We start from the raw sequence: 21,965 nt of genomic DNA, 5'->3' as shown, positions 1-21,965 counted from the left end.
AAGGAAGAAGTGAAACCGAAATATTTAACGGCATAGCGCCCCAATAGTTTATCGGAGCCTCCGAGCACTGTCCGATAAAATATTGAGAATCTAGTCAACATCATTTTTCCGGATCTGATCAAGCTTTCAGCTAACCTTATGCTCAATTCTCAGCTTGTCGGCCACCATGGCGATAAACTCGCTATTCGTTGGCTTGGATTTACTGATGTTGATCGTGTAACCAAACAAATGACTTATACTATCGATATTGCCGCGCGTCCAAGCAACCTCAATGGCATGGCGAATCGCTCGCTCAACGCGTGACGGAGTCGTCTTGAACTTCTCTGCGATGGCTGGATATAACGTTTTGGTGATCGCTCCTAAAATTTCAATATTGTTGTATACCATGGTGATAGCTTCTCGCAAGTATTGGTACCCTTTTATATGGGCAGGTACACCGATTTCGTGAATGATGGAAGTAATATTCGCATCCAGATTTTTGCCTTTGCCAAGCGGTACTACATTCGACTTCGAAAAGGATGAAGATGGTGAACTGCTGGAGGATATGCTTTGAACTCCAACAAGCTGCCGGATTCGATTGGCCAGCACTTCCATATCAAACGGCTTTAGAATATAATACGATGCTCCAAGCTGAACCGCACGCTGTGTAATATTCTCTTGTCCGAAAGCAGTCAGCATAATGATCTTTGGCTGTGGAGATACATTTATATCGCGTAAACGTTCCAGCACACCCAATCCATCCAAGTGCGGCATAATGATATCCAGGATCAGAACATCTGGAACTTTAGAAGCATGTTCAATCATCTCCAAAACTTCCTCGCCGTTATAGGCGATACCTGAAACAACCATATCATCCTGCTCAGAAATGTACTCTGCAAGCAAATTCGTGAATTCCCGATTATCATCCGCCAACAACACTTCAATTTTTTGCACTGACGACTTCCTCCTTGTGTTATGAGTTTCCTTAATCCTTCTTCCAGGATAAGGATTCGACACTCAAAAGTAAATTCCTTCTGTCGAAAATTATTTTTATTTATTTTTTTAATAATTTGATATATAATTGATTGTTGCTTACAAATAGTGATGTAATTCGTTTCCATTCGACAAGCCTTGACTTCATTATGTCGTAATTACGCGACACTACAGCATTGTTAAGTGTTATGGTGAAATCGCTCTTGCTTCCCAACAAGCATATAATTTAAATCTTGATGAAGCAAGTGCCAAAGTTCCACAGAAACTAAATCACATCTTAGCAGTGCTAATATTAGAATTTGATTAAAAATCTTCATAATGAGGAGTTTAAGTATATCCAAGTTCTGCTGCGGAACTAATACATTGAATCAAGGTAAAACAAAAAACCAATCTTAAGGCGCTAGCTCGCCTTAAGATTGGTTGATGTCGTGTTCCCTTTCAAGATTCCGGCATCCTGCAGCATCCATTCAATGAAGCATCCGTAGCCTGATCTCGGATCGTTGACAAATACATGGGTTACCGCCCCGATCAATTTGCCGTTCTGTATAATTGGGCTCCCGCTCATCCCTTGAACAATGCCTCCGGTCTTTTCAACCAGCCTTGGATCGGTAATGCGTATGACTAAGCCTTTGGTCTGCGGCACGGTCTGCTTGGATACATGAGCGATTTCCACCTTGAATCGTTCCACCTGCTGGCCTTCCACAACCGTCAATATTTCCGCGGGACCCTCCTTGACCTCCTCGGAAAAAGCAACTGGGATCGGTGTTTTATATACGCTGTGATCCGGATTTTCCGACATCTTACCGAAAATGCCGAAATGCGTATTGCGCTCAATCGTTCCAAGAGTTTTCCCTTCCTTGACAAAATGAGCCCGCTTCTCTCCCGGTTCACCGCTCTCGCTCTTGGAAATGGATGTCACGCTGGACTGAAGAATTTGTCCACTGCCTACAACGATTGGCGTTTGCGTATTCATGTCGGTTATGACATGCCCAAGTGCTCCATAGACGCCTTGATTAGGTGCGTAGAACGTTAATGTACCGACTCCCGCTGCTGAATCGCGAATGTACAAACCGAGTCTCCATGCTTTATCCTGCTTGTCAAAGGCAGGGTTTAATGAAGTGGTGAATTCACGATTATTTCTTTTGTAAACGACATTAAGGGGCTGATTCTTTTTGCCCGCTTGTTCTACCAAAGATGCCACCTCATGGACATCCTTAAGACGGGAACCGTTCAAATGGGTTATAAGATCTCCCGGCTGGATGCCGGACGCCTCGCCGGGCGACATTTTGGCCTTTTCCGTATTCACAAGATGATGACCCACAACGAGGATTCCATCGGATTTTACTTTAACTCCGATCGTTTGTCCCCCCGGTATAACCTTTAAGTCGGGTATTACATTCACTTTAACTGTCTTGAGAGGAATTTGCCCAAAAAGCTTCATGCGGAGCTTTGCTTCACCGCTGCTAAGCGGGGATAGCTTAAGCGGTGAGCCGAGGGATACCTTCATTGAGGAATTAGGCTGATCGTTCAGCATCACAACATCCGGTCGGTCAACGCTAACCTCGGCTTGTACCGGTATGGCCAAATCGATCTGTGCACCCTGGCCTTGAAACATACGCAGTTCATCCGGCAGCATCGGCGAATGACCTTCAACGGCAGACGTGCCAAGAAAACAAAAGAAGAAGGCAAGTAAAAGACCGAGAAATCTATTCCTGAGGTTCGGGTTCAATGGCTGTCACGCTCCCTTAGCTTCTTTCGCTTGACGAAAAGGTGGTCGCCAATTGCGTACCTTTAAGATACCCCGGGCGTGGTCTTTTATTACTGTCAATCATTGTTCCGGTCGTTAAATCGAACCCTTTTGGGCCTGTGCCAGTTTAAGCATTTCCTGAGCATGATGGCGCGTTCGGTCGGTAATTTCCACACCTCCGAGCATACGGGCCAGTTCATTAATTCGTCCGTCTTCCTCTAAATGCTCCACCCTGGTCATCGTACGTCCATCTGCCACGACCTTCTCGATCAAATATTGCTGATCCGCCATGCAAGCGACCTGCGGCAAATGGGTAATCGAAAACACTTGGCACGTACTGGATAGACGATACAGCTTCTCGGCAATGGATTGTGCCGCCCGCCCGCTAACACCCGTATCGACCTCATCGAAAATCAACACAGGAACCTCGTCATGACGAGCAAATATGCTCTTCAAAGCGAGCATGATCCGGGACAATTCCCCGCCGGAGGCAATTTTGCTCAAGGAGCGAAGCGGTTCCCCAGGGTTGGGTGAAATCAGGAATTCCGCGTTATCCATCCCATGTTTACTAAGACGTACCCGACTGCCCCCCCACTCCACGCCTTGCGCATCGAATGTTCGTTCCAGCTTAACTTCAATCGAGGTTCGGCCCATTTGCAAATCCTTAAGCTCGCCTTCGATTTGCTGCGCAAGCTGGGCAGCCTTCTGCTGACGTACCGTACTTAGCGCTGCCGCTTCCTTCAGCGCTGCTTGAAGCAGCTCTTCCCTCTGTTCAGACAGCTTCTCTAATCGTTCATCCTTATTCTCAAGCGTCTCCGTATCGCGAGAAATTTGCTCATAATATTGAAGAATGCCTTTCACATCGTCCCCATATTTACGCCGCAATGTGGAGATTAGATCCAAACGATCTTCAACCTCCTCCAGCCGATTCGGATTAAACTCAATGTTATCCCGATAATCGCGAAGTCCAAAAGAGGCATCCTCGAGCAAATAATAGGCCGATTGCAGCTGCTCTAACAAAGGCGCAATCCCCTTCGGATCATAACTGGACACATCCTCCAGCCGAGATACCGCCTTTGCAATTGCTTCTAGTCCTTGAGGTCCATAGAGCAAGTCATAAGCACCGGATACGGAGTCCATCATTTTCTCACTATGGGATAGCTTGACCTTTTCTTCCGAAAGTAATTCATCCTCGCCGGGCTTTAGGGCGGCTGCCGCGATCTCTTCCAGCTGAAAACGATATAAATCAAGCATTTGAAGTGCCTGCTGACTTGTGCTTTGCAATTCTCTCCACTCTCTATCGACCCGTTGAAATGCCGAGAAGGCTTCCTGATACTTAGCCTTAACAGCTGCAAGCTCCTCGGAGCCGAAGGCATCGAGCAGCTTCAAATGCCGCTCCGGATGAAGCAGCGTCTGATGCTCATGCTGACCATGTAGATTGATCAAGCCCTCACCCACCTCACGAAGCATGGACAGGTTGACCATTTGACCATTAATCCGGGCTGAACTCTTGCCTTGGGCGCTGATTTCGCGCCGAATAATTAGCGTTTCTCCAGAATCCGCGCTAATGCCCAGCTTAGTCAGAATGGCCCATACGGGATGATGATCGCTTAGATCAAAAGCCGCTTCCATCTCCGCCTTGTCGCAGCCGTAGCGGATCAAATCAGCCGAGCCCCGGCCCCCGGATATAAGTCCAAGCGCATCAATAATAATCGATTTACCTGCCCCAGTCTCACCGGTCAATACATGAAATCCCCGGTCAAACGTGACATCAACCGCTTCAACAACGGCTAAATTACGAATGGATAAATGAACCAGCAAATAACGGCACTCCCTTCGCCAATAGTAACGAACGACAACGAAGTCAATAAAACTATGAAATAAACGCCATAATTTGATCGATGACGTAATGGCTGTACTCTTCATTGCGGCAAATCAGCAAAATCGTATCATCACCGCAAATCGTACCGAGTAAATCGGGCCATTCCATATTATCGAGCAAAACCGCCACCGAATTAGCTGTTCCCGGCAAGCATTTCATCACAACCAAATTGCCGGTGTGGTCGATATGCACGAAGCTGTCCACAAGCGCCCGCTGCAGCTTCTGCACCGGATTATAACGCTGTGCCGTAGGCATTGAATATTTATACTTCCCATCGTCCGTGGGCACCTTGATTAGCATAAGCTCCTTAATATCGCGAGATACCGTGGCCTGAGTCACCTGGAATCCTGCTTGACGCAGCGCTTCGACCAGCTCATCCTGAGTTTCAATCTCATAGCCGGAAATAATTTCCCTGATCTTAATATGCCGTTGACCCTTCATCTTGTCCTCCATATATCCGTAATATGCGATGCCTCTTCGGCATCATCCAAATCCGTGCTTAAGGTGATTTCTTTGATGATCCCCAGCTCGGTATCGATATAAAGTACCCCTGCACAATCAGGATACAAAAGCAAGTACGGGAGGATATCCCTGCGGAGTCCGGCGCCTGTCCATTCCATAGGCTGACGTTCCCTGGTTCTCCTCACCAAATAGTATTCTCCATGCTTCTTCGCGACATAATCGATGTATAACCGGCTGTGAAGCACTTGAGCATCCACTCGAAAGGCTAGCGGAACCTTCAGCTTATCGCTGACAATCTCATAGCCTGCTGACTCCAGCAAATCAACGGCAGGATGCCCTTGAATGTTCTCATTAAACTCAAAGCCGACGCCTGAGCCTAGGGTGAAAGGTTTGCGCAGCCATATTTTAAATCCCCGATACAGCAGCAATAGCACAATTCCCGTAATGACCACCATGAGAAAACCATCGGTATATTCACTCATCGAAATCACCTCAGATGAATAATTCGACGTTTTTCGAATAACCTCCTGTTTCAAAGTGGATATTGTTAAGTATCGTTACATATTTATTCGTATGGAACCATTATAAGCGAACATCCGTTCTATATGCAAGATCTTAATGAATAAATGCATAAGAAAAAATCTATAGATAGAAACCAACAAAAAACCCATCAATAGGATGGGCTTTTTGTCGTAAATGTATCCTTCGCTTCCTGCACAACGCGCAGTGATGTTTCGCGAATATGCTGCAATGCTTCTGTATCAGGGCCCATTTCCTCTTCTTCTGGAAATAAGAGCCTTAAGTGCGCCAAAAACTCGATATTGCCTTCCCCGCCCGTAATCGGGGAGAAAGTGAGTCCCTGCAAAATGTATCCCAGCTCCCTCGCAAAACCAAGCACAGTCTCCAATACCTCCTGATGAACCTTGGCATCGCGTACGACCCCGGATTTCCCGACCTTTTCACGTCCCGCTTCGAATTGCGGCTTGATCAAGGCAACGATATCCGCGGGCTTGTTCAGCAGGGCAACGAGTGGCGGCAAAATAATGCGCAGCGATATAAATGATACGTCGATGCTGGCAAAGTCGGGGCTTGGGCCGTCCAAATCTTCAGGCGTCATGTATCTAAAATTGGTTCGCTCTTTCACATTAACGCGTTCATCGTTTCGCAGCGACCAATCCAACTGGTTATAGCCCACATCGATCGCATATACATAGCTCGCGCCATGCTGAAGAGCGCAATCTGTAAATCCGCCGGTAGAAGAGCCGATATCGAGCATAACCCTTTCCTTCATGTCGATCTGGAACTGCTTCAAGGCTTTCTCCAGCTTCAATCCGCCCCGGCTTACATACGGGTGGAGAGCCCCTTTGACTGTCAGTTTTGTGTCTCTCGGTACTTTGGTTCCTGCCTTCTCGATCCGCTCCTGATTCCCGAATACGAGTCCCGCCATGATCGCGGTTTTGGCCTTTTCCCTGCTGTCGAAATATCCTTGCTCGACCAGCAGGACATCTATGCGTTCCTTCGAAACAGCCATAACATTCTCCTGACTTCGTCTCGTTATGATGGTTTGACTTTTTTGCCAAATGTAAACTGATGCTCTGCCCGATACTGTTGAATGTGCTGGACAACATTTTCTGCAGTCAATCCAACCTCCTGGAGCTGCTCTTTAATGCTGCCATGCTCGATGAACCGATCAGGAATGCCCATTAAGGACACATCTACGCCGGCCAATCCCTGCTCGGTGTAGAACTCCAGCACCGCGCTTCCCAAGCTGCCGGCCTGCGAAGCTTCTTCAAGTACAATCAGTTTCGTTCCCGCCAGGCTAACCAGCATTTTATGATCTAACGGTTTAAGGAAGCGGGCGTTTACCACTGCCACATTAACGCCTTCCCGCTTTAGCGTCTCCGCCGCTTCTTCGGCAACCTGAACCATAGGGCCTGCAGCGAGAATGGCCACTTGATCCCCCTCACGAATCTTCTCCCAGCTTCCGATCGGTATAGGCACAAGCTGTTCATCAAGCGGAACGCCGGGAACGTTGACTCTAGGGTAACGATAGGCGATCGGGCCATCATTATATTCAAGCGCCGTCTTCATCATATGGCGCAGCTCATTCTCATCCTTCGGCATCATAAGCACGATATTAGGAATGTGGCGCATAAAGGCGATGTCATAAACCCCTTGATGCGTCTCTCCGTCCGCGCCTACAAAGCCGGCACGGTCAATAGCGAACATAACGTTCGCGTTATGGCGGCATATATCATGGACGATCTGATCGTATGCTCGCTGCATAAATGTGGAATACACCGCAAAAACCGGCTTCATTCCCTCCATCGCCAGCGCCGCGCACATCGTAGCCGCATGCTGTTCAGCAATGCCTACATCGATCATCCGATCCGGGAAACGTTCACCGAACTTTACCAGCCCGGAACCTCCAGGCATGGCCGGGGTTACCGCAACAATACGTTCATCCTGCTCCGCCAGTTCGATTAACGTCTTGCCGAATACCTCGGTATACATTGGATTGCCTACCGCTTTAAGCACCTGGCCAGACTCGATTTTATACGGCGTAATCCCGTGCCACTTGTGAGAATCCTCTTCCGCAGGCGTATAGCCTTTTCCTTTTGTCGTCAGCACATGAACCAGCACTGGGCCGCTCACATTGTTAGCCTGAGTAAACGCTTCGATTAATCCTCCGAGGTCATGGCCGTCAACCGGGCCAAGGTACGTAAAACCTAGCTCCTCAAAAAGGACGCCGGATACCATCATATATTTCAAGCTATCCTTCAGCCGCTCCGCCGTTTTGGCCAGCTTGCCGCCGATGGCCGGAATTTTCTTGAGCAATTGCTCTACTTCATCTTTGGCGCGCAAATAATTTTTATCGGATCTGATTTTCGTCAAATAATTATGCATCGCACCTACGTTAGGCGCAATCGACATTTCATTGTCATTCAGAATAACCATTAAATCCTTCTGTTCATGGCCGATATGATTCAAGGCTTCAAAAGCCATGCCGCCCGTCAAGGCACCATCGCCGATAATGGCGACAACTTTATTGTCCTCGCCCTTTAAATCCCTGGCCAAGGCCATGCCCATAGCTGCCGAGAGCGATGTACTGCTGTGACCAGCTTCCCATACATCATGCTCGCTTTCGCAGCGCTTCACAAATCCGCACAAGCCATTATGCTTACGCAATGTATCAAACCGATCCATGCGCCCGGTTAATATTTTATGGACATACGCTTGATGACCGACGTCAAAAATAAATTTGTCCCTCGGACTGTTATAGCAATAATGCAGCGCGATTGTCAGCTCCACCACACCCAAATTGGACGCAAGATGTCCTCCTGTTGCGGACAGCTTCTCAATAAGAAACTGACGGATCTCAGCAGCTAGTGGCGTCAATTGTTCGATTGAATATTGTTTCAGATCGTTGGGCTCATTAATTTGAGAGAGCAGCAAAGCGAATTCCCCGCTTCCTTCATTGGATTTCTCATGTTGCTAATATAATGACACTAATTATAGCATATGAATAGCTTTTGTCGAAGTTATCCTTGTTTTACGCGGCTTCTCCATCGTTTTTTAACGATCCCGGTTCATTAAATAATTTGCGATTCCTATTAGACACTCCGGCTGAGGAATCACACCACCTGAAACCGCTTCCTTCGCCTGCTTGGTCAAACGGTCTACTTCAGCCCGCGACTCTTCCAAACCGATGAAGTAAGGATACGTAACCTTCTGCTGCTTGACATCGCTTTGCGTTTTTTTGCCCAGCTTGCTTTCGTCTCCAACGAGGTCAAGAATATCATCCTGAATTTGAAAAGCGAGCCCAATAGCCCGTCCAAAAGTCTCCAAGGCCTGGAGCTGCTCTGTTGTTGCCGAAGCTATGCGCCCGCCGGCCTTAAGGCAAAAGACGATCAAATCCCCCGTCTTATGCTCATGGATGTAACGAAGCTGGTCAAGATTGGTGAGACCCTGCTCTCCTTCCATATCGGCGACCTGTCCGCCAACCATGCCGGAAGGTCCAGCAAACAGCGACAGCTCCTCTACAATAGCCAAGGCAGCTTCTGCAGGAACACCATGATGTCTGCTGGCTTGGACAACACTGTAAAACGCATGGGTCAGCAGTGCATCGCCCGCTAATATCGCCATGGCTTCCCCGAATACTTTGTGATTCGTAGGCTTGCCGCGACGATAATCGTCATCATCCATGGCCGGGAGGTCATCATGAATCAGAGAATATGTATGTACCATCTCTACGGCACAGGCGACGGGCAGCGCCGCCTCGCGGCGGCCCTGAAGCGCCTCTGCCGCAGCGATGACCAGCAGCGGCCGAAGGCGCTTGCCGCCAGCCATAAGAGAATAGCTCATGGCCTCTCTCAAATGCGCAGGAATATCCCAGGTAGCCGGAACCGTCTGCTGCAGCTGAGAGGTTACAAGAGCCGATATTTCCTCGATATATGGCGTGATCTCCTGCTTATCCAACCGAATCACCACTCTCTTCGATCAGTGGATCGAAGGGCTTCTTCACGATTTCTCCATCGGCTTCCATGATCATTTCAATTTTTCGTTCAACCTGAGATAATTTGCTGCCGCATAATTGCGATAATTGCATGCCTTTCTGGAACAAATCAATCGCCTTCTCCAACGGCACGTCTCCATGCTCCAGTTGGGACACGATATTCTCCAGCTCGTTCATCGCTTCCTCAAAGCTGTAATTCCGTTCCGCAAGCTCCTTTAGATTCTGCTTCTCAGTCTCCATGATCGTCACCTTCTCCCCTCATGCCCCAAACTTGGCAATCCAGCTCACCATCGGCCAGCTTGACCCTGACCAAGTCTCCAGGCTCTACGTCATTCAGCGACTTGACTAAGCGTCGCCCCTTCTCGTCATATACAAGACTGTAGCCTCTAGCCATTACCTTCAATGGGCTGAGGGCATCCAGCTGCCTTATGCCATAGGACAGCTTCTGACTTTTCTCCTTCAATATGCCGTTCATCGCCGAGCGAAGCAGCCGCTCCGCATCCTCGTGGCGCCGCTTCGTCAGCGCCAGCGTATCCTGCGGATGGTAGCGCAGCAGGCGCTGATGCAGGCGGGCATGCGCCCCGCCCGTCAGCTCCGCCTGCGCCCGCATGCGCCGCACAAGCCGCGCCTGCAGCATGTCCAGCCGCTCCGCGTGCTGGAGCAGGCTGCGCCGCGGCTGCCGCAGCGCCGGCGATGCCGCCAGGCGGCGCAAGCGCTCCTGCGCCTGGCGGAGCTGGTGCTGCAAGCCCTGCTGCAGCACTCTTTCGCGCTGGCGCAGCTGCTCGCGCAGCTCGGCGGCGTGCGGCACGGCGAGCTCGGCGGCGGCAGTGGGCGTGGCGGCCCGCAGGTCAGCGACGAAATCGGCGATCGTAAAGTCCGTCTCGTGGCCGACGGCCGAGATGACGGGGATCGCCGAGTCGTAGATGCTGCGCGCGACCGCCTCTTCGTTGAACGCCCACAGCTCCTCGAGCGAGCCGCCGCCGCGGCCGACGATCAGCACGTCGGCCTCGCCGAGCGCGTTCATCGTCCGGATCGCCTTGACGATGGACGGCGCAGCGCCTTTGCCCTGCACCAATACCGGGTGCAGCACGACCTCCGCCTGCGGATAGCGCCTTGCGAGCGTCGTCAGAATGTCCCGGACGGCTGCACCGGTCGGGGACGTAATGACGCCGATCACGCGCGGAAACGCAGGCAGCGGCCGCTTCCGCTGGGGCGCGAACAGCCCTTCGGCTTCCAGCTTCTGCTTCAGCTGTTCAAAGGCCAAGTAAAGGCTGCCAATTCCATCGGGCTGCATTTGTGTCGCATAGAACTGATACTGCCCATCCCGCTCGTACACAGACACATTGCCCCGGGCAATGACACGGGTACCCTCCTTTGGAATAAACGGCAGCCGCTGATTGTGCGATGCGAACATAATACTCTTAATCCGGCTGTCCTTATCCTTCAGCGTAAAATACATATGTCCGCTGGAATGATGCGTAAAGTTGGATATCTCTCCGCGAATCCATACCTCTGAAAGCAGCGTATCCGACTCCATCTTCATGCGAATATAACGATTCAATTCCTTGATTGTATATATTTTCTGTTCCATGGGGCTTCATTCCCCCTTTTTCGTTTCGGCTTAGGCCAGGCCCTGAAGCCGTTTGGCTGCGATCAGCGTATTTTGCATCAGCATCGTAATCGTCATCGGGCCAACACCGCCAGGAACCGGCGTAATCGGACCGGAAACTTCCTTCACGCTTTCGAAATCAACATCTCCCGCGAGCTTGCCGTTATCTAGGCGATTCATCCCTACATCAATCACAACCGCCCCCGGCTTTACATAAGAGGCATCCACAAAGTTTGCGCGGCCAATCGCGACCACAAGAATATCGGCTTGCTTCGTCAGTTCCTTCATATTCGCCGTGCGGGAATGGCACATCGTTACTGTCGCATTCTCGCGCTGCAGCAGCAGGGATACCGGCTTGCCGACGATATTGCTCCGGCCAATGACCACGGCATGCTTCCCGGACATTTCAATGCCGGTGCGCTTGATTAACTCGATGACGCCGGCAGGCGTACAAGGAAGCAGGCTGTCATCGCCGATGACCAGATTGCCGACATTGACCGGGTGGAAGCCGTCCACGTCCTTCTCCACCGCAATCGCATCGATGACCGCTTTCTCCTCGATATGGCCTGGCAGCGGAAGCTGCACGAGAATGCCATGAATATTGCTTTGCCGATTCAGCTTATCCACGAGCGCAAGCAGCTCTTCTTGCGTTGTGGCAGCAGGCAAGCGGTGAACCTCGGAATAGTAACCCAGATCATGGCAGGCCTTCTCCTTATTACGCACATAAACTTGGGAAGCCGGGTCCTCTCCCACGAGGACAACGGCCAAGCCCGGGGTAAAGCCCTTGCCGGCGAGCTGCTCCACTTCTTGGCGAAGACTGGCTCTAATTTCTTCAGATACCTGTTTTCCATTAATGATTGATGCTGACATTGACTTCTCCCCTTGATTATTATTTTGAACTTATTTTTGGGTTTTCAATTTCTCCAAATCATGAATCATTTTTCCGAGTACTCCGTTGACGAATTTCCCGGACTCCTCCACGCCAAAATGCTTGGCCAGCTCAATCGCTTCGTTTACGGCTACTTTGCCAGGCACATCATTCCGGAATACCATTTCGTATACCGCTAATCTCAGCACCTGCCTGTCCACCTTGGACAAACGGCTAACCTGCCAGTTTTTCAAGTAATCGGCCAGCATTTCGTCAATTGCCGCTTTATGCTCCCATGTGCCACGTACGAGCTCCAATACGAAGGATGTCGTCTTGTTGACTTCGGTTACTTCGACTTCGCTTTCGTTCTCGCCGGCCGCCTCCGCCATGAGCATCGATACGGCTTCCTCCGCGTCAACCTCGTTCATTTCCATTTGGTACAGGCTCTGTATCGCAATTTCTCGTGCCAGTCTCCGTTTCATCTGCTTCCTCCTTAACCTCCATAAGACAACGATTATACTTCCCTACTCTAAATGATGAACCAAAATGCTCGAGTTCTATTACACCCAGTCAAAATTTCAAACAAAAAAAACCCGTGACATGCTCTCTCCACAAAAATGGGCAAGAAGAAAAAATAGCTCTTTTTCCGGAGGACAGCATATCACAGGAATCATTTAAAAGGGCGCCAGCGCGCATTCAACCAGTCCATCAGCTCTCTCCACGGAATGAGCGGGCCTTGGTCAAGATCCTTATATTTGCCGATCGTATAACCGACATATAAGAGAAGCGCACAAAATAACATGTTCCAAAATCCGAAAAACAGATAAATGGGAATGAATAATACCGCTGCCGCCGTTCCCAGCAAGCGTCCCTTATAACCCTCCCATAATTGCTTCCAATTCATCGGGAGCTTCACCCCTATTCAACCCGGCTTTTGATGGCAGGAGACTGTACAAGGTTAGCAATATACACCGAAACATAAGATACGGGGATGCCCGTGATATCCTCTACATGATCATGTACCTGCTTCTGCACTTCCTCCGTCAGCTCCGGAATGGAAGTCTCACCGTCGACCAAAGCGCGAACCATGATCTCTAGGCCCGAGTCCATAATGCGGATACGGGTCTTCACGTCGCGAATGCCTCGCACCCGGGACGCTGCCTTGTAGGATAAATTCTCAATCGTCTCCACCGAGATCTGGATATCACCGTAATCCGTTCGCTGATCGATGGATGGAAGCGAACCGCGATCTCGCTTGATCGAAATGTAGAAAAAGCGAATACTGAGCAGAAACAGCACGCCAGCCACGATGATGGCAGCGATAATCCACGAGTTCTGATTGAATTGCTTCAGATTGACAGGCACGGCATTCGTCACCAGGAGGATGGCGATCACGGATAGTATTCCGATACTTAAGCTGTAAATAAACAGCAGAAGTCTGTCCAAAATTTTTGGCACGACGGATAGAGCCTCCTTAAATTATAGTAACCCCCTGACGGTGATCGTCGGGGGTTTTAAGCTGGATCATTATTTCACCCTATGGTTCAGTTCCGTCTCTTCACTTCTCTCCGCTGCCTTAAAAATGACGTCGTGAATATGTACGTTAACCTCTACCACGGTCAGTCCGGTCATCGTTTCGATAGAACGCTTCACGTTGCGTTGGATTTCCGTAGCTACCTCCGGCAAACGATTGCCGTATTCCACGATTACGGATACGTCAACAGCTGCCTCCCGCTGGCCGACTTCAACCTTAACGCCCTTGGACAGATTCTTCCTCCCAAGCAGCTCAACGATGCCGCCGGCGAAGCCGCCGCTCATGCCTGCAACTCCCTTTACTTCAACTGTAGCAAGGCCGGCGATTACCTCAATAACCTCGGGAGCAATTTGGATTTCACCAATATCCGTACGTTCAAATTCAGTAGGTAATGTACTCATTACTATTCATCCACCTCTCAATAAGTTTGACAAAACCTCATGACAAAGAGGCTGGCCACTTATTATAAATACTATATCATTTCAGGATCATTATGACAAACTGTCTGCGAAATCTAAATCTCATTTTCTTCCAAAAATTTAATGTCGAAATCGCCTCGAATAAACACGGGATGATCCAGCAGCTTCTGATGAAACGGGATGGTCGTATGAATACCCTCAATCGCGAACTCGGCCAAGGCGCGCTTCATTTTTGCAATCGCTTCCTCACGAGTGGCAGCCCAAACGATCAGCTTGGCAATCATGGAATCATAGTGCGGAGATATCATATATCCCGGATAAGCTGCGCTGTCCACGCGGACACCCGGTCCGCCCGGAGCGAGATAGAAGCCGATCTTGCCCGGAGATGGCATGAAATTGCGCGACGGATCCTCGGCATTGATCCGGCACTCGATAGACCAGCCGGTAAGGATGACATCCTCCTGCTTGAATGAGAGCGGATTGCCCTCGGCAACGGAGATCATTTCCTGAATCAGATCGATCCCGGTAATCATTTCGGTAACAGGATGCTCTACCTGAATGCGCGTATTCATCTCCATGAAATAAAATTGGCCGTCAGGGCCTAGCAGAAACTCTAACGTCCCCGCTCCGGAATAATTAACTGCCAGGGCGGCACGCACTGCCGCTTCGCCCATTTCCTGACGCTTCTCTGGAGAAAGCACAGGGCATGGGGCCTCTTCCACCAGTTTCTGGCGTCTGCGCTGAACGGAGCAGTCCCGTTCCCCTAGGTGAACGACATTGCCATGCTTGTCTGCGATAATCTGAATTTCAACGTGCTTCATGCCCGTCAAATATTTCTCTAAATAAACGCCGGCATTGCCAAAAGCCTTCTGCGCTTCTTGCTGTGCCATCGTAATTTGCTGAATAAGCGAGGACTCGTCCTCTGCAAGGCGAATCCCCTTGCCGCCGCCGCCCGCAGTAGCCTTAATAATGACGGGATAACCGATGTCGCGAGCGATTATAACCGCTTCATCCAAATCTTCAACCAAGCCGTCAGAGCCTGGTATTACAGGTACGTTGGCGCTCTTCATCGTTTGCTTGGCTACAGACTTATCGCCCATTTTCGTAATGGCTTCCGGAGAAGGACCGATAAAGGTAATATTGCAGGAATCGCATATTTCTGCGAAATCGGCATTTTCGGCCAGGAAGCCGTATCCCGGATGAATTGCGTCGCACTCTGTAAGCGTCGCTATGCTCATCAAATTGGTAAAATTCAAATAGCTGTCTTTGGACAATGTCGGTCCAATGCAATAGGCTTCATCCGCAAGACGGACATGAAGCGAGTCCTTGTCCGCTTCCGAATATACGGCCACGGTCGAAATGCCGAGCTCTCGGCAGGCACGAATAATTCGTACAGCAATTTCACCGCGGTTCGCAATCAATATTTTCTGAAATTTCACTGATCTCCCATCCTCCTTGGAAAGCTAGATAAGACCTTTAACCAAGGCCTCTTTCAACCGTAGCTTATTCCGGCTTCACCAAAAAGAGAGGCTGTCCGTATTCTACGAGCTGCCCGTTCTCTACGAGAATATCCACAATCTCGCCCTTGACTTCTGCCTCCAGCTCGTTCATCAGCTTCATTGCTTCGATAATACAGACGGTCGTCTTCATGCCTACCTTGTCCCCTACATTGACATAAGGGTTTGCATCCGGGGAAGAAGCTCTATAGAATATTCCAACCATCGGGGACACAATCTTATGTAGGTTAGCGTCGGCAGCTGCGTTTTCTGCACTCTGTCCGGCAGCGTCGGCTTGATTATTGTCCGCAGCAACCGGTGCGGCTTGCAGCGGCGCCAAAGTCTGAGGCGCACTCGATGCAATCATTGGCTGAACGTGCACAAGCTCGCTTTTGCCTGGCTTACGAATACATAATCTAGTACCTTCGTTTTCGATTTCAAGCTCATGAACAGAGGTCTTGTCCAATAGTTCGATAAGCTCTTTGATTTCATTCAATTTGAACATAATTTCCTTCACTCCTTCAGCTTTTTCGCAAAGCTCGGGCCTTTTCGCATCATAACTTTATGTATTATATCACAATCGATCAAAATGGAAAGAGTCCAAGATCCTCTTGGACTCTCCAGCTTCATTCTAAAAATGAATAAACTTAATGGGACTGGAACCCCGAAATATTATTGAGATACATACTGAACTTTTACCTTATCCTGGGACACGCCAAGCTCCTTGATCACCAAATCGACGATGTCCACGGCTTCTTCTACCTGCAGCTTCTCGCTGATGACAACTACCCTGTAGCTGTCATTATCTTCCGTTACTACGGCATTGGCATACTGCTGCTGCAAACGCTCTTCGATATCAGTAATTTTAGCTTCCTTTTCTTCCAAAGCATCAAGCTGCTGCTGCGCCATAGCTGCTTCATCCAAGGTTTTCTTATCATCACTCATCGTTTGGAGGAGCTGCTCCTGCTTTTTAGTGTTTTGCTCGGCTCGATCCATCTGATACGCTGTCAAGGAATCTCTCGTTAAGGTTCCCTCTGTTTCCAGCTTTTTCAGCACGTCTTCATCCTTCACACTCTCTGAAGCATGATCTGTCGCCTCCGGCTGATCGTTTTTCTTTGCGTTTTCGGCAGCTTCCTCATTCTTTGCCGGCTCGTTCTTAGTGACGTCTGCCCCTTTATCATTCGGGTCAGCCTGCTCTTCGGAAATTAACATGTCCTGCACAGCCTCATCCTCGACCGTAACCTCGGAAACGATAATATCGTCATCGGATAAAGCGCTGCCTTCAAGCACGGTTTGAGATGTGGTTTGCTCCATCGTCGTAACCTGTTTCCCGTCGGCTGTTTTCGGCTTATTCGTTGCAGAATCCTCAGTAAACAAATAATAAGCGGAGAGAACAACCATTAAGCTGAGCATGGAGACGAGCCAAATTGTCTGTCTTTTCGATTTCATTACATATTCCTCCTAGAATCATTATTTTTGATTATTTTTAATAAATTGAATCTCTGGTTTATTGCGATTGCTTTCTTGGAACGACGGAGATCCGGTACGCCGGGACATTAAGTCCCTTCTCCACGGCGTCGACGATCAAATTTTTTACCGTCTTGTTTTCTGCCCCTCTTGCCACAATTAGCACGCCGCGAACCTTCGGTTTTATTTTTTTCGTTACGATCGGCTTTTCACTGCCGCTCTCTTCATTCGTTACGATTTGGCCGTCCCGGGTATACTGCGTAATATGCCGCTTTCCCCCATCCCTGTCATTCTCTTCCGTAAGCTGCTGTGTATCCTTCGTATTGCGGCCGATGATGAGCTCCTCTGTCGAATCAATCGTTACGAGAACGTCTACGGCTCCGACTCCAACTATTTTCTCCAGAATCTCTTTCGTCTTGTTCTCCAGCGACATCTCGATGGCGTCAAAAGTGCCGGCAGCCGCTCCCTGATCCGGCAGTACCGACGTCAGTACCTCCTGTCCTGCCGGAGGTTCTCTTCCCGCTCCGCCAGAGTCGATTTGCTTCACGTTGACGAAAGAATTAAACAGCATGATCGCCACGCCGATTAGCCCCAGTATAATAAGCAGCCGATATGTGTTCAGCTTTTTCTTGCCTTCCAAACCTCGCCCAATGAGCGACTCCAGCTTCTTCCACCAATTCAGCATCATCATCCCCCCTTTGCTACTTATCTTCCTGTATGACGACATGAACGAGCTCTCTTGGAATTCCCCAGTTGCGCGACAGGATATCGATAATTTGCTGCGTTCGTTCATATGCTCCTGCATCAGCGAAAACGGACTCTCCTTCGGAGGCAGGCTCTATCTCCTCCGAAATCCATTCACCATGCAAACTGCTGCTCCCAGCAGGAATACTTTCTTCTACATTTGGCTCATCTTCCATAAGCTTTACTTGAATGTGGACAGGCTCGACGGCCGCAATCGGGATTTGCTCGTGCCCCTCGTTCCGGCCGCTGAGCGGCGAATCCTTCGCATTTGAAGGCTCCTGCTCCTGATCGATATAGACCTCTATGGCTGAAATCGCAGGATCTGCACCGTTCTCCGGGGCATCCAGTGCAACAACTACTCGCTCAACAAGCTGACCGGTTTCCCGTTCGATTTGCTCCTTCATCCGCTTCGCCGCTTCCTCACTAGCCCATTGGAGCGCCTCACGTTCCCTTTTCATTCTCATTTGCTCCCCTTGACGCAATATTTCATCGGTGCCTGCTGTCTTCATAGCACCGTCGTCGGTGCTTTCCATAAAGGCCTTCTCCAGCTTCTGCTGTGCATCCGGAGCGAATAGACGCATAACCGGTGAAATCAGCGTAAGCAGAATGAGCAGACTGACCACGAGCTTTACATATCTCTCCATCGAGCGATTAGGAAGCAGCAGATCGATGAATGTCGCCAGAAGCACGACAAAAATAATTTCCTTCAACCATTCTGCCAGCCACGTCATCAAAATTTCACCACCACATTTCCTTCTATCTCATCATCACCGTGACGTTGCCTGCGGTTAATGTAATCGTGATGGCCAGAAAGAACATCAGTCCTACTGCGGCGAGGGCAGCAAACACATAAATCATGCTTTTCCCGATTGTTTCCAGACAGGTTACGATCGGCGTCTCTCCAAGCGGCTGCATAACCGCTGCCGACAAGTTATAGATCAAGGCTAAAGTCAAAATTTTAATAGCGGGAAAAGCGCATAAAAATAATAGTATGATCACTCCGACGAGTCCGATGGAATTTTTGACAAGCAGTGAAGCCGAAATGACGGTATCCGTGGCATCCGCAAATACTTTGCCGACGACGGGAACAAAGTTCCCTGTCAAATATTTGGCCGTTCGAAGCGTCACGCCGTCCGCCACCGAGCCGGTGATCCCCCTTACCGAAATGACGCCCAGGAAGATGGTCAGCATAACTCCGAGCAGCGCCATGCTGATCGTGCGCAATAAATTGGCGAGCTGGGTCAGCTTGTACTTCTCGGACAATGAGCTGACGATATGCAGGACAGCAGAGAAGAACAACAAGGGAAAAACAATCGTATAGACGACCGTTCCGACGGTATGTACCATAAACACCACGAGCGGATGCGTGACCGATACGGTAACCATGTTTCCCATCGAAGCGAGCAGCGTAAACAGCAGCGGAACCATCGCCATCATAAAATCGATCATGCCCCGAATCGCATCTGTAGCGTATTTAATCGCCACATGAAAGCTGTTGATGGCTAAAATGAGAATGACCATGTAACAGATGGCGTAAGCAACTTTACTGACCTGCTTGCGCTCAAAAGCAGATTGAAATGTTTCCAGAATTGAGCTGAACACCGACAAGAGAACGATGGTTGCCAGGATATGTCCGTTGTACAGCACCTCGTGCCACATATATTTCAACAGACCCGCCATGCCTGCTTTGACGCTGAATGAGTCTCCGTTTCCGTCCTGCAGCAGCATATCCATAAATGAAGGAATGGCCTGATCCGGAAAATATCCGCCGTATTCCTTCATCAGCTCCTGCCAATAAGCTTCGACCTGATCGGTAGGAAGCTCCTCTGCCTGCTTCTCTATCCATCCGTTATCGGGTTCTGCTGCAAAAAGCGGGAATGGCCACAATACGACAACGCTGAGGACAACAATAAGGATCGACCCATAACGCCAAATTAATTTCGACTTTTTCATCATTTGTCCCCATTTCGTTAAGCAGGCAGAATCCTCATCACGGTTTCAATGATGATGCTGATGATGGGAATGGCCAAAACCATGATCAGTATTTTTCCCGCGAGCTCAATTTTGGAAGCAATGCTCTCTTGACCGGCATCTCTGACGATTTGGGCTCCGAATTCGGCTATGTAGGCGATTCCGATAATTTTCAAGATCGTCTTGAGGTAGATCATCTGCACCCCGGAGGATTCGGCTAGTTGCTCCAGCACCTCGATGATTCCGCCGATTTTACCTACCAAATACATAAAAATCATGATGCCCGTGGCAATCGCGATTAAAAACGCAAACATCGGCTTCTGTTCCTTGATGGTGAGGATAAGTATGGTGGCGATCAGTCCCAATCCAACGATCTGAATCATTTCCACTGCCGAATCACCTACTGGAATAAAAAGATCGATTTAATTTCCTGAAATAGACTGTCCAGTAATCGGATAACCATAAACAGTACGACGACGAACCCGATCACGGTCACCCAATGCGCCATGTCCTCTTTGCCCATTTGTTTCAGCACGGTGTGTATCATGGCGATAATGATGCCAATGCCTGCAATTTGAAATATGGCGTTTACTTCTAAGTTCATTGATTTGGCACCTCACGATCATTTTTGCAGTAACGGTCATCGGTGATGAGAGGGTAGTCGCAGTCAATAAAGCAAAATAACGATAAATGCACCGCCCAGCAATCCCAAGCTTCTGGACATTTTTTCATAACGCGCTTGTTCTTCTCGCGCGGCATGCTCCTCGCTTTCCAATTGGCGAACGGCCGTTGCGATATGCCCCAACTGATTCGCCCGGTCGCTTGTCCCTAATGTGAAGCCGAGCTGGAGCATGACTTCCTTCTCCGCCGCTTTCATCGCGGTATACTTCCACCCTGCCTCAACCGCATGATGCAGGCTTTGCTGGGCTGTCCAATTTAACGGCGGATTCATCTGATTTGCCGCTCCTTCAAACAGATTCTTTATCGGCTCGCCGCTCTGCTCCGCGATGCGCTGCAGGGCATCAGGGAGCGGCGTAAAGCCGTACATAATTTCCGTTTCCAGCCGCTTAAGCGCCAATATGAGCCGCCGTATCTGGTTCGGACGGCTGGCAAATTGCCTCGCTTTCGCTAATCCGGCCATCGTCGCTGCAAGGAGGATCATTGCCGCGCCCAGAAGCTTAACCATATCGTTCCCTGCCCTTCATGCTCAGTCCCGAATTGTCTAATCCCCTCCGCTTGCCGTCCCAGAGTCGAAAGGCAAGCCCATTGTCACTGCGGTTAAGTACGGCATACATTTCAAAAAACGGCGGATCGGCCAGCTTGGAGAGCGCAGGCCTGAGGGACAGCTCGTTCACGTCAGAGCCGTGGGCGGTAGCAATCACTTTCACACCCGCATGCAAGGCTTCAGCGAGAGCATCCGCGTCTTCCGGACGGCCGATCTCATCTACGATGATCACATCGGGAGACATGGAACGAAGCATCATCATTATTCCTTCCGCCTTGGGACAGCCGTCCATCACATCGGTTCTGGGGCCCACGTCAAAGCTCGGAACCCCCCGCTTGCTTCCGGCGATCTCTGAACGCTCATCAATAATCCCGACTTTAAGGCCTGGCCATTTTGCATCCGGATGCCCCCATGCACCGCTGCTGATCCCCCTGGCTAGATCGCGAATCAATGTCGTTTTCCCCTGCTGAGGCGGAGACAAAATTAGGGTATGAAGTACGGTTCTATGCCTGAAATCAATCAAGTTAGGCAAAATACGATCACTGATGCCAAGCACCTCTCTAGCAATCCGAACATTAAAGCCGCTAATGTCCCTAAGATGCTCTACTTTTCCTCCGCTCAGCACGGTTCTGCCGGCAAGTCCGATTCTGTGGCCCCCGGCAATCGTTATGAAGCCCTTGCGCAGCTCCTCCTCCATCGTGTACAGCGAATGATTCGTTATCAAATCAAGGAGCCGATTGCCTTCCTGCTTCCCTGGCTTATAGGCGAAGCCAGGATCACTGGTCACCTCGCCATTCGGGGTCAAGTAATAATGCCGACCAGCGGCGTTCACTTCCAAGGGCCGTCCCTCTCGAATGCGGATCTCTTCCAGCCTTGAGAACAAAGCAGGAGGCAGTTTAAGAAGCAAGGAACGGATGTTATCGGGAAATACAGTTAACCAGCTAGGGTTGTTCATCGGTGTACCCCCCAAAGACTTCTTTCCTAAAAAATGAACTACTCTATTGCTTTGCTTGTGTTATATCTCATGTTTATGCCTGTACTTTGTCTTTATGA

Annotated in this window: 25 protein-coding genes; all 25 read right to left on the bottom strand. The window is 49.7% G+C overall.

Features of this window, described 5'->3' with window-relative positions:
* Positions 1-126 precede the first annotated feature (126 nt).
* The 25 genes from spo0A to spoIIIAA all read right to left on the bottom strand — a co-directional run bounded on the left by spo0A (position 127) and on the right by spoIIIAA (position 21,867).
* Entirely contained in the window at positions 127-933 is an 807-nt protein-coding gene (spo0A, locus tag ACE3MQ_RS08965) for a sporulation transcription factor Spo0A (protein ID WP_379392263.1), read from the bottom strand.
* Positions 934-1,372: 439 nt separating this feature from the next.
* Positions 1,373-2,701, bottom strand: coding sequence for a SpoIVB peptidase (gene spoIVB / locus ACE3MQ_RS08960; protein ID WP_379392262.1), 1,329 nt, complete (start codon positions 2,699-2,701; stop codon positions 1,373-1,375).
* Positions 2,702-2,815: 114 nt separating this feature from the next.
* Positions 2,816-4,540, bottom strand: a complete 1,725-nt coding sequence (gene recN, locus ACE3MQ_RS08955; protein ID WP_379392261.1) for a DNA repair protein RecN — start codon at positions 4,538-4,540, stop codon at positions 2,816-2,818.
* Between the two features lie 52 nt (positions 4,541-4,592).
* Entirely contained in the window at positions 4,593-5,042 is a 450-nt protein-coding gene (ahrC, locus tag ACE3MQ_RS08950; protein WP_379392260.1) for a transcriptional regulator AhrC/ArgR, read from the bottom strand.
* Positions 5,039-5,545 carry a protein kinase family protein gene (locus ACE3MQ_RS08945; protein WP_379392259.1) on the bottom strand — a complete coding sequence of 169 codons (507 nt, stop codon included), beginning with the start codon at positions 5,543-5,545 and terminating at the stop codon, positions 5,039-5,041. Before ACE3MQ_RS08945 ends, ahrC begins: the two co-directional genes overlap by 4 nt.
* A gap of 188 nt (positions 5,546-5,733) precedes the next feature.
* Complete coding sequence (locus ACE3MQ_RS08940) at positions 5,734-6,594, bottom strand: TlyA family RNA methyltransferase (protein ID WP_379392258.1); 861 nt, start codon at positions 6,592-6,594, stop codon at positions 5,734-5,736.
* Positions 6,595-6,617: 23 nt separating this feature from the next.
* Positions 6,618-8,519, bottom strand: coding sequence for a 1-deoxy-D-xylulose-5-phosphate synthase (gene dxs / locus ACE3MQ_RS08935; protein WP_379392257.1), 1,902 nt, complete (start codon positions 8,517-8,519; stop codon positions 6,618-6,620).
* Between the two features lie 120 nt (positions 8,520-8,639).
* Positions 8,640-9,542: a polyprenyl synthetase family protein gene (locus ACE3MQ_RS08930; protein ID WP_379392256.1), complete on the bottom strand. Its 903-nt coding sequence runs from the start codon at positions 9,540-9,542 to the stop codon at positions 8,640-8,642.
* Complete coding sequence (xseB, locus tag ACE3MQ_RS08925; protein ID WP_379392255.1) at positions 9,535-9,819, bottom strand: exodeoxyribonuclease VII small subunit; 285 nt, start codon at positions 9,817-9,819, stop codon at positions 9,535-9,537. Before xseB ends, ACE3MQ_RS08930 begins: the two co-directional genes overlap by 8 nt.
* Positions 9,809-11,170, bottom strand: coding sequence for an exodeoxyribonuclease VII large subunit (gene xseA, locus ACE3MQ_RS08920; protein WP_379392254.1), 1,362 nt, complete (start codon positions 11,168-11,170; stop codon positions 9,809-9,811). The genes xseB and xseA overlap by 11 nt, the downstream gene beginning before the upstream one ends.
* A gap of 30 nt (positions 11,171-11,200) precedes the next feature.
* Positions 11,201-12,058, bottom strand: coding sequence for a bifunctional methylenetetrahydrofolate dehydrogenase/methenyltetrahydrofolate cyclohydrolase FolD (gene folD / locus ACE3MQ_RS08915; protein ID WP_379392253.1), 858 nt, complete (start codon positions 12,056-12,058; stop codon positions 11,201-11,203).
* A gap of 30 nt (positions 12,059-12,088) precedes the next feature.
* Entirely contained in the window at positions 12,089-12,538 is a 450-nt protein-coding gene (gene nusB, locus ACE3MQ_RS08910) for a transcription antitermination factor NusB (protein WP_379392252.1), read from the bottom strand.
* Between the two features lie 188 nt (positions 12,539-12,726).
* The gene (locus ACE3MQ_RS08905) at positions 12,727-12,960 is read right to left on the bottom strand and encodes a DUF2273 domain-containing protein (RefSeq protein ID WP_379392251.1); all 234 of its coding nucleotides are present in this window, start codon (positions 12,958-12,960) and stop codon (positions 12,727-12,729) included.
* A 14-nt stretch (positions 12,961-12,974) separates the two neighbouring features.
* On the bottom strand, positions 12,975-13,514 hold the full coding sequence (gene amaP, locus ACE3MQ_RS08900; RefSeq protein WP_379392250.1) for an alkaline shock response membrane anchor protein AmaP: 540 nt from the start codon (positions 13,512-13,514) through the stop codon (positions 12,975-12,977).
* A 69-nt stretch (positions 13,515-13,583) separates the two neighbouring features.
* Positions 13,584-13,991 carry an Asp23/Gls24 family envelope stress response protein gene (locus ACE3MQ_RS08895; RefSeq protein WP_379392249.1) on the bottom strand — a complete coding sequence of 136 codons (408 nt, stop codon included), beginning with the start codon at positions 13,989-13,991 and terminating at the stop codon, positions 13,584-13,586.
* Between the two features lie 113 nt (positions 13,992-14,104).
* Positions 14,105-15,448: an acetyl-CoA carboxylase biotin carboxylase subunit gene (gene accC, locus ACE3MQ_RS08890; RefSeq protein ID WP_379392248.1), complete on the bottom strand. Its 1,344-nt coding sequence runs from the start codon at positions 15,446-15,448 to the stop codon at positions 14,105-14,107.
* Between the two features lie 64 nt (positions 15,449-15,512).
* Positions 15,513-16,010, bottom strand: a complete 498-nt coding sequence (accB, locus tag ACE3MQ_RS08885; protein ID WP_379392247.1) for an acetyl-CoA carboxylase biotin carboxyl carrier protein — start codon at positions 16,008-16,010, stop codon at positions 15,513-15,515.
* A 167-nt stretch (positions 16,011-16,177) separates the two neighbouring features.
* Positions 16,178-16,954, bottom strand: coding sequence for a SpoIIIAH-like family protein (locus tag ACE3MQ_RS08880; protein ID WP_379392246.1), 777 nt, complete (start codon positions 16,952-16,954; stop codon positions 16,178-16,180).
* A gap of 58 nt (positions 16,955-17,012) precedes the next feature.
* Positions 17,013-17,657, bottom strand: coding sequence for a stage III sporulation protein AG (gene spoIIIAG, locus ACE3MQ_RS08875; RefSeq protein WP_379392245.1), 645 nt, complete (start codon positions 17,655-17,657; stop codon positions 17,013-17,015).
* Between the two features lie 16 nt (positions 17,658-17,673).
* A complete protein-coding gene (gene spoIIIAF, locus ACE3MQ_RS08870; RefSeq protein WP_379392244.1) occupies positions 17,674-18,447 on the bottom strand; it encodes a stage III sporulation protein AF in 774 nt (257 codons plus the stop codon).
* 25 nt (positions 18,448-18,472) lie between these two features.
* The gene (gene spoIIIAE, locus ACE3MQ_RS08865; protein ID WP_463140066.1) at positions 18,473-19,672 is read right to left on the bottom strand and encodes a stage III sporulation protein AE; all 1,200 of its coding nucleotides are present in this window, start codon (positions 19,670-19,672) and stop codon (positions 18,473-18,475) included.
* A 14-nt stretch (positions 19,673-19,686) separates the two neighbouring features.
* On the bottom strand, positions 19,687-20,076 hold the full coding sequence (gene spoIIIAD / locus ACE3MQ_RS08860) for a stage III sporulation protein AD (RefSeq protein WP_379392242.1): 390 nt from the start codon (positions 20,074-20,076) through the stop codon (positions 19,687-19,689).
* 11 nt (positions 20,077-20,087) lie between these two features.
* Entirely contained in the window at positions 20,088-20,291 is a 204-nt protein-coding gene (gene spoIIIAC, locus ACE3MQ_RS08855; RefSeq protein ID WP_110932348.1) for a stage III sporulation protein AC, read from the bottom strand.
* Positions 20,292-20,354: 63 nt separating this feature from the next.
* On the bottom strand, positions 20,355-20,873 hold the full coding sequence (gene spoIIIAB, locus ACE3MQ_RS08850; protein ID WP_379392241.1) for a stage III sporulation protein SpoIIIAB: 519 nt from the start codon (positions 20,871-20,873) through the stop codon (positions 20,355-20,357).
* Entirely contained in the window at positions 20,866-21,867 is a 1,002-nt protein-coding gene (spoIIIAA, locus tag ACE3MQ_RS08845) for a stage III sporulation protein AA (protein ID WP_379392240.1), read from the bottom strand. The genes spoIIIAB and spoIIIAA overlap by 8 nt, the downstream gene beginning before the upstream one ends.
* Positions 21,868-21,965: the final 98 nt, after the last annotated feature.

It is taken from the genome of Paenibacillus lentus, from assembly GCF_042714055.1.
GTDB classification, from domain to species: Bacteria; Bacillota; Bacilli; order Paenibacillales; family Paenibacillaceae; genus Fontibacillus; species Fontibacillus lentus_A.
The sequence above is the reverse complement of the archived record's forward strand: the minus strand, read 5'-3'. Positions and strand labels throughout refer to the sequence as shown.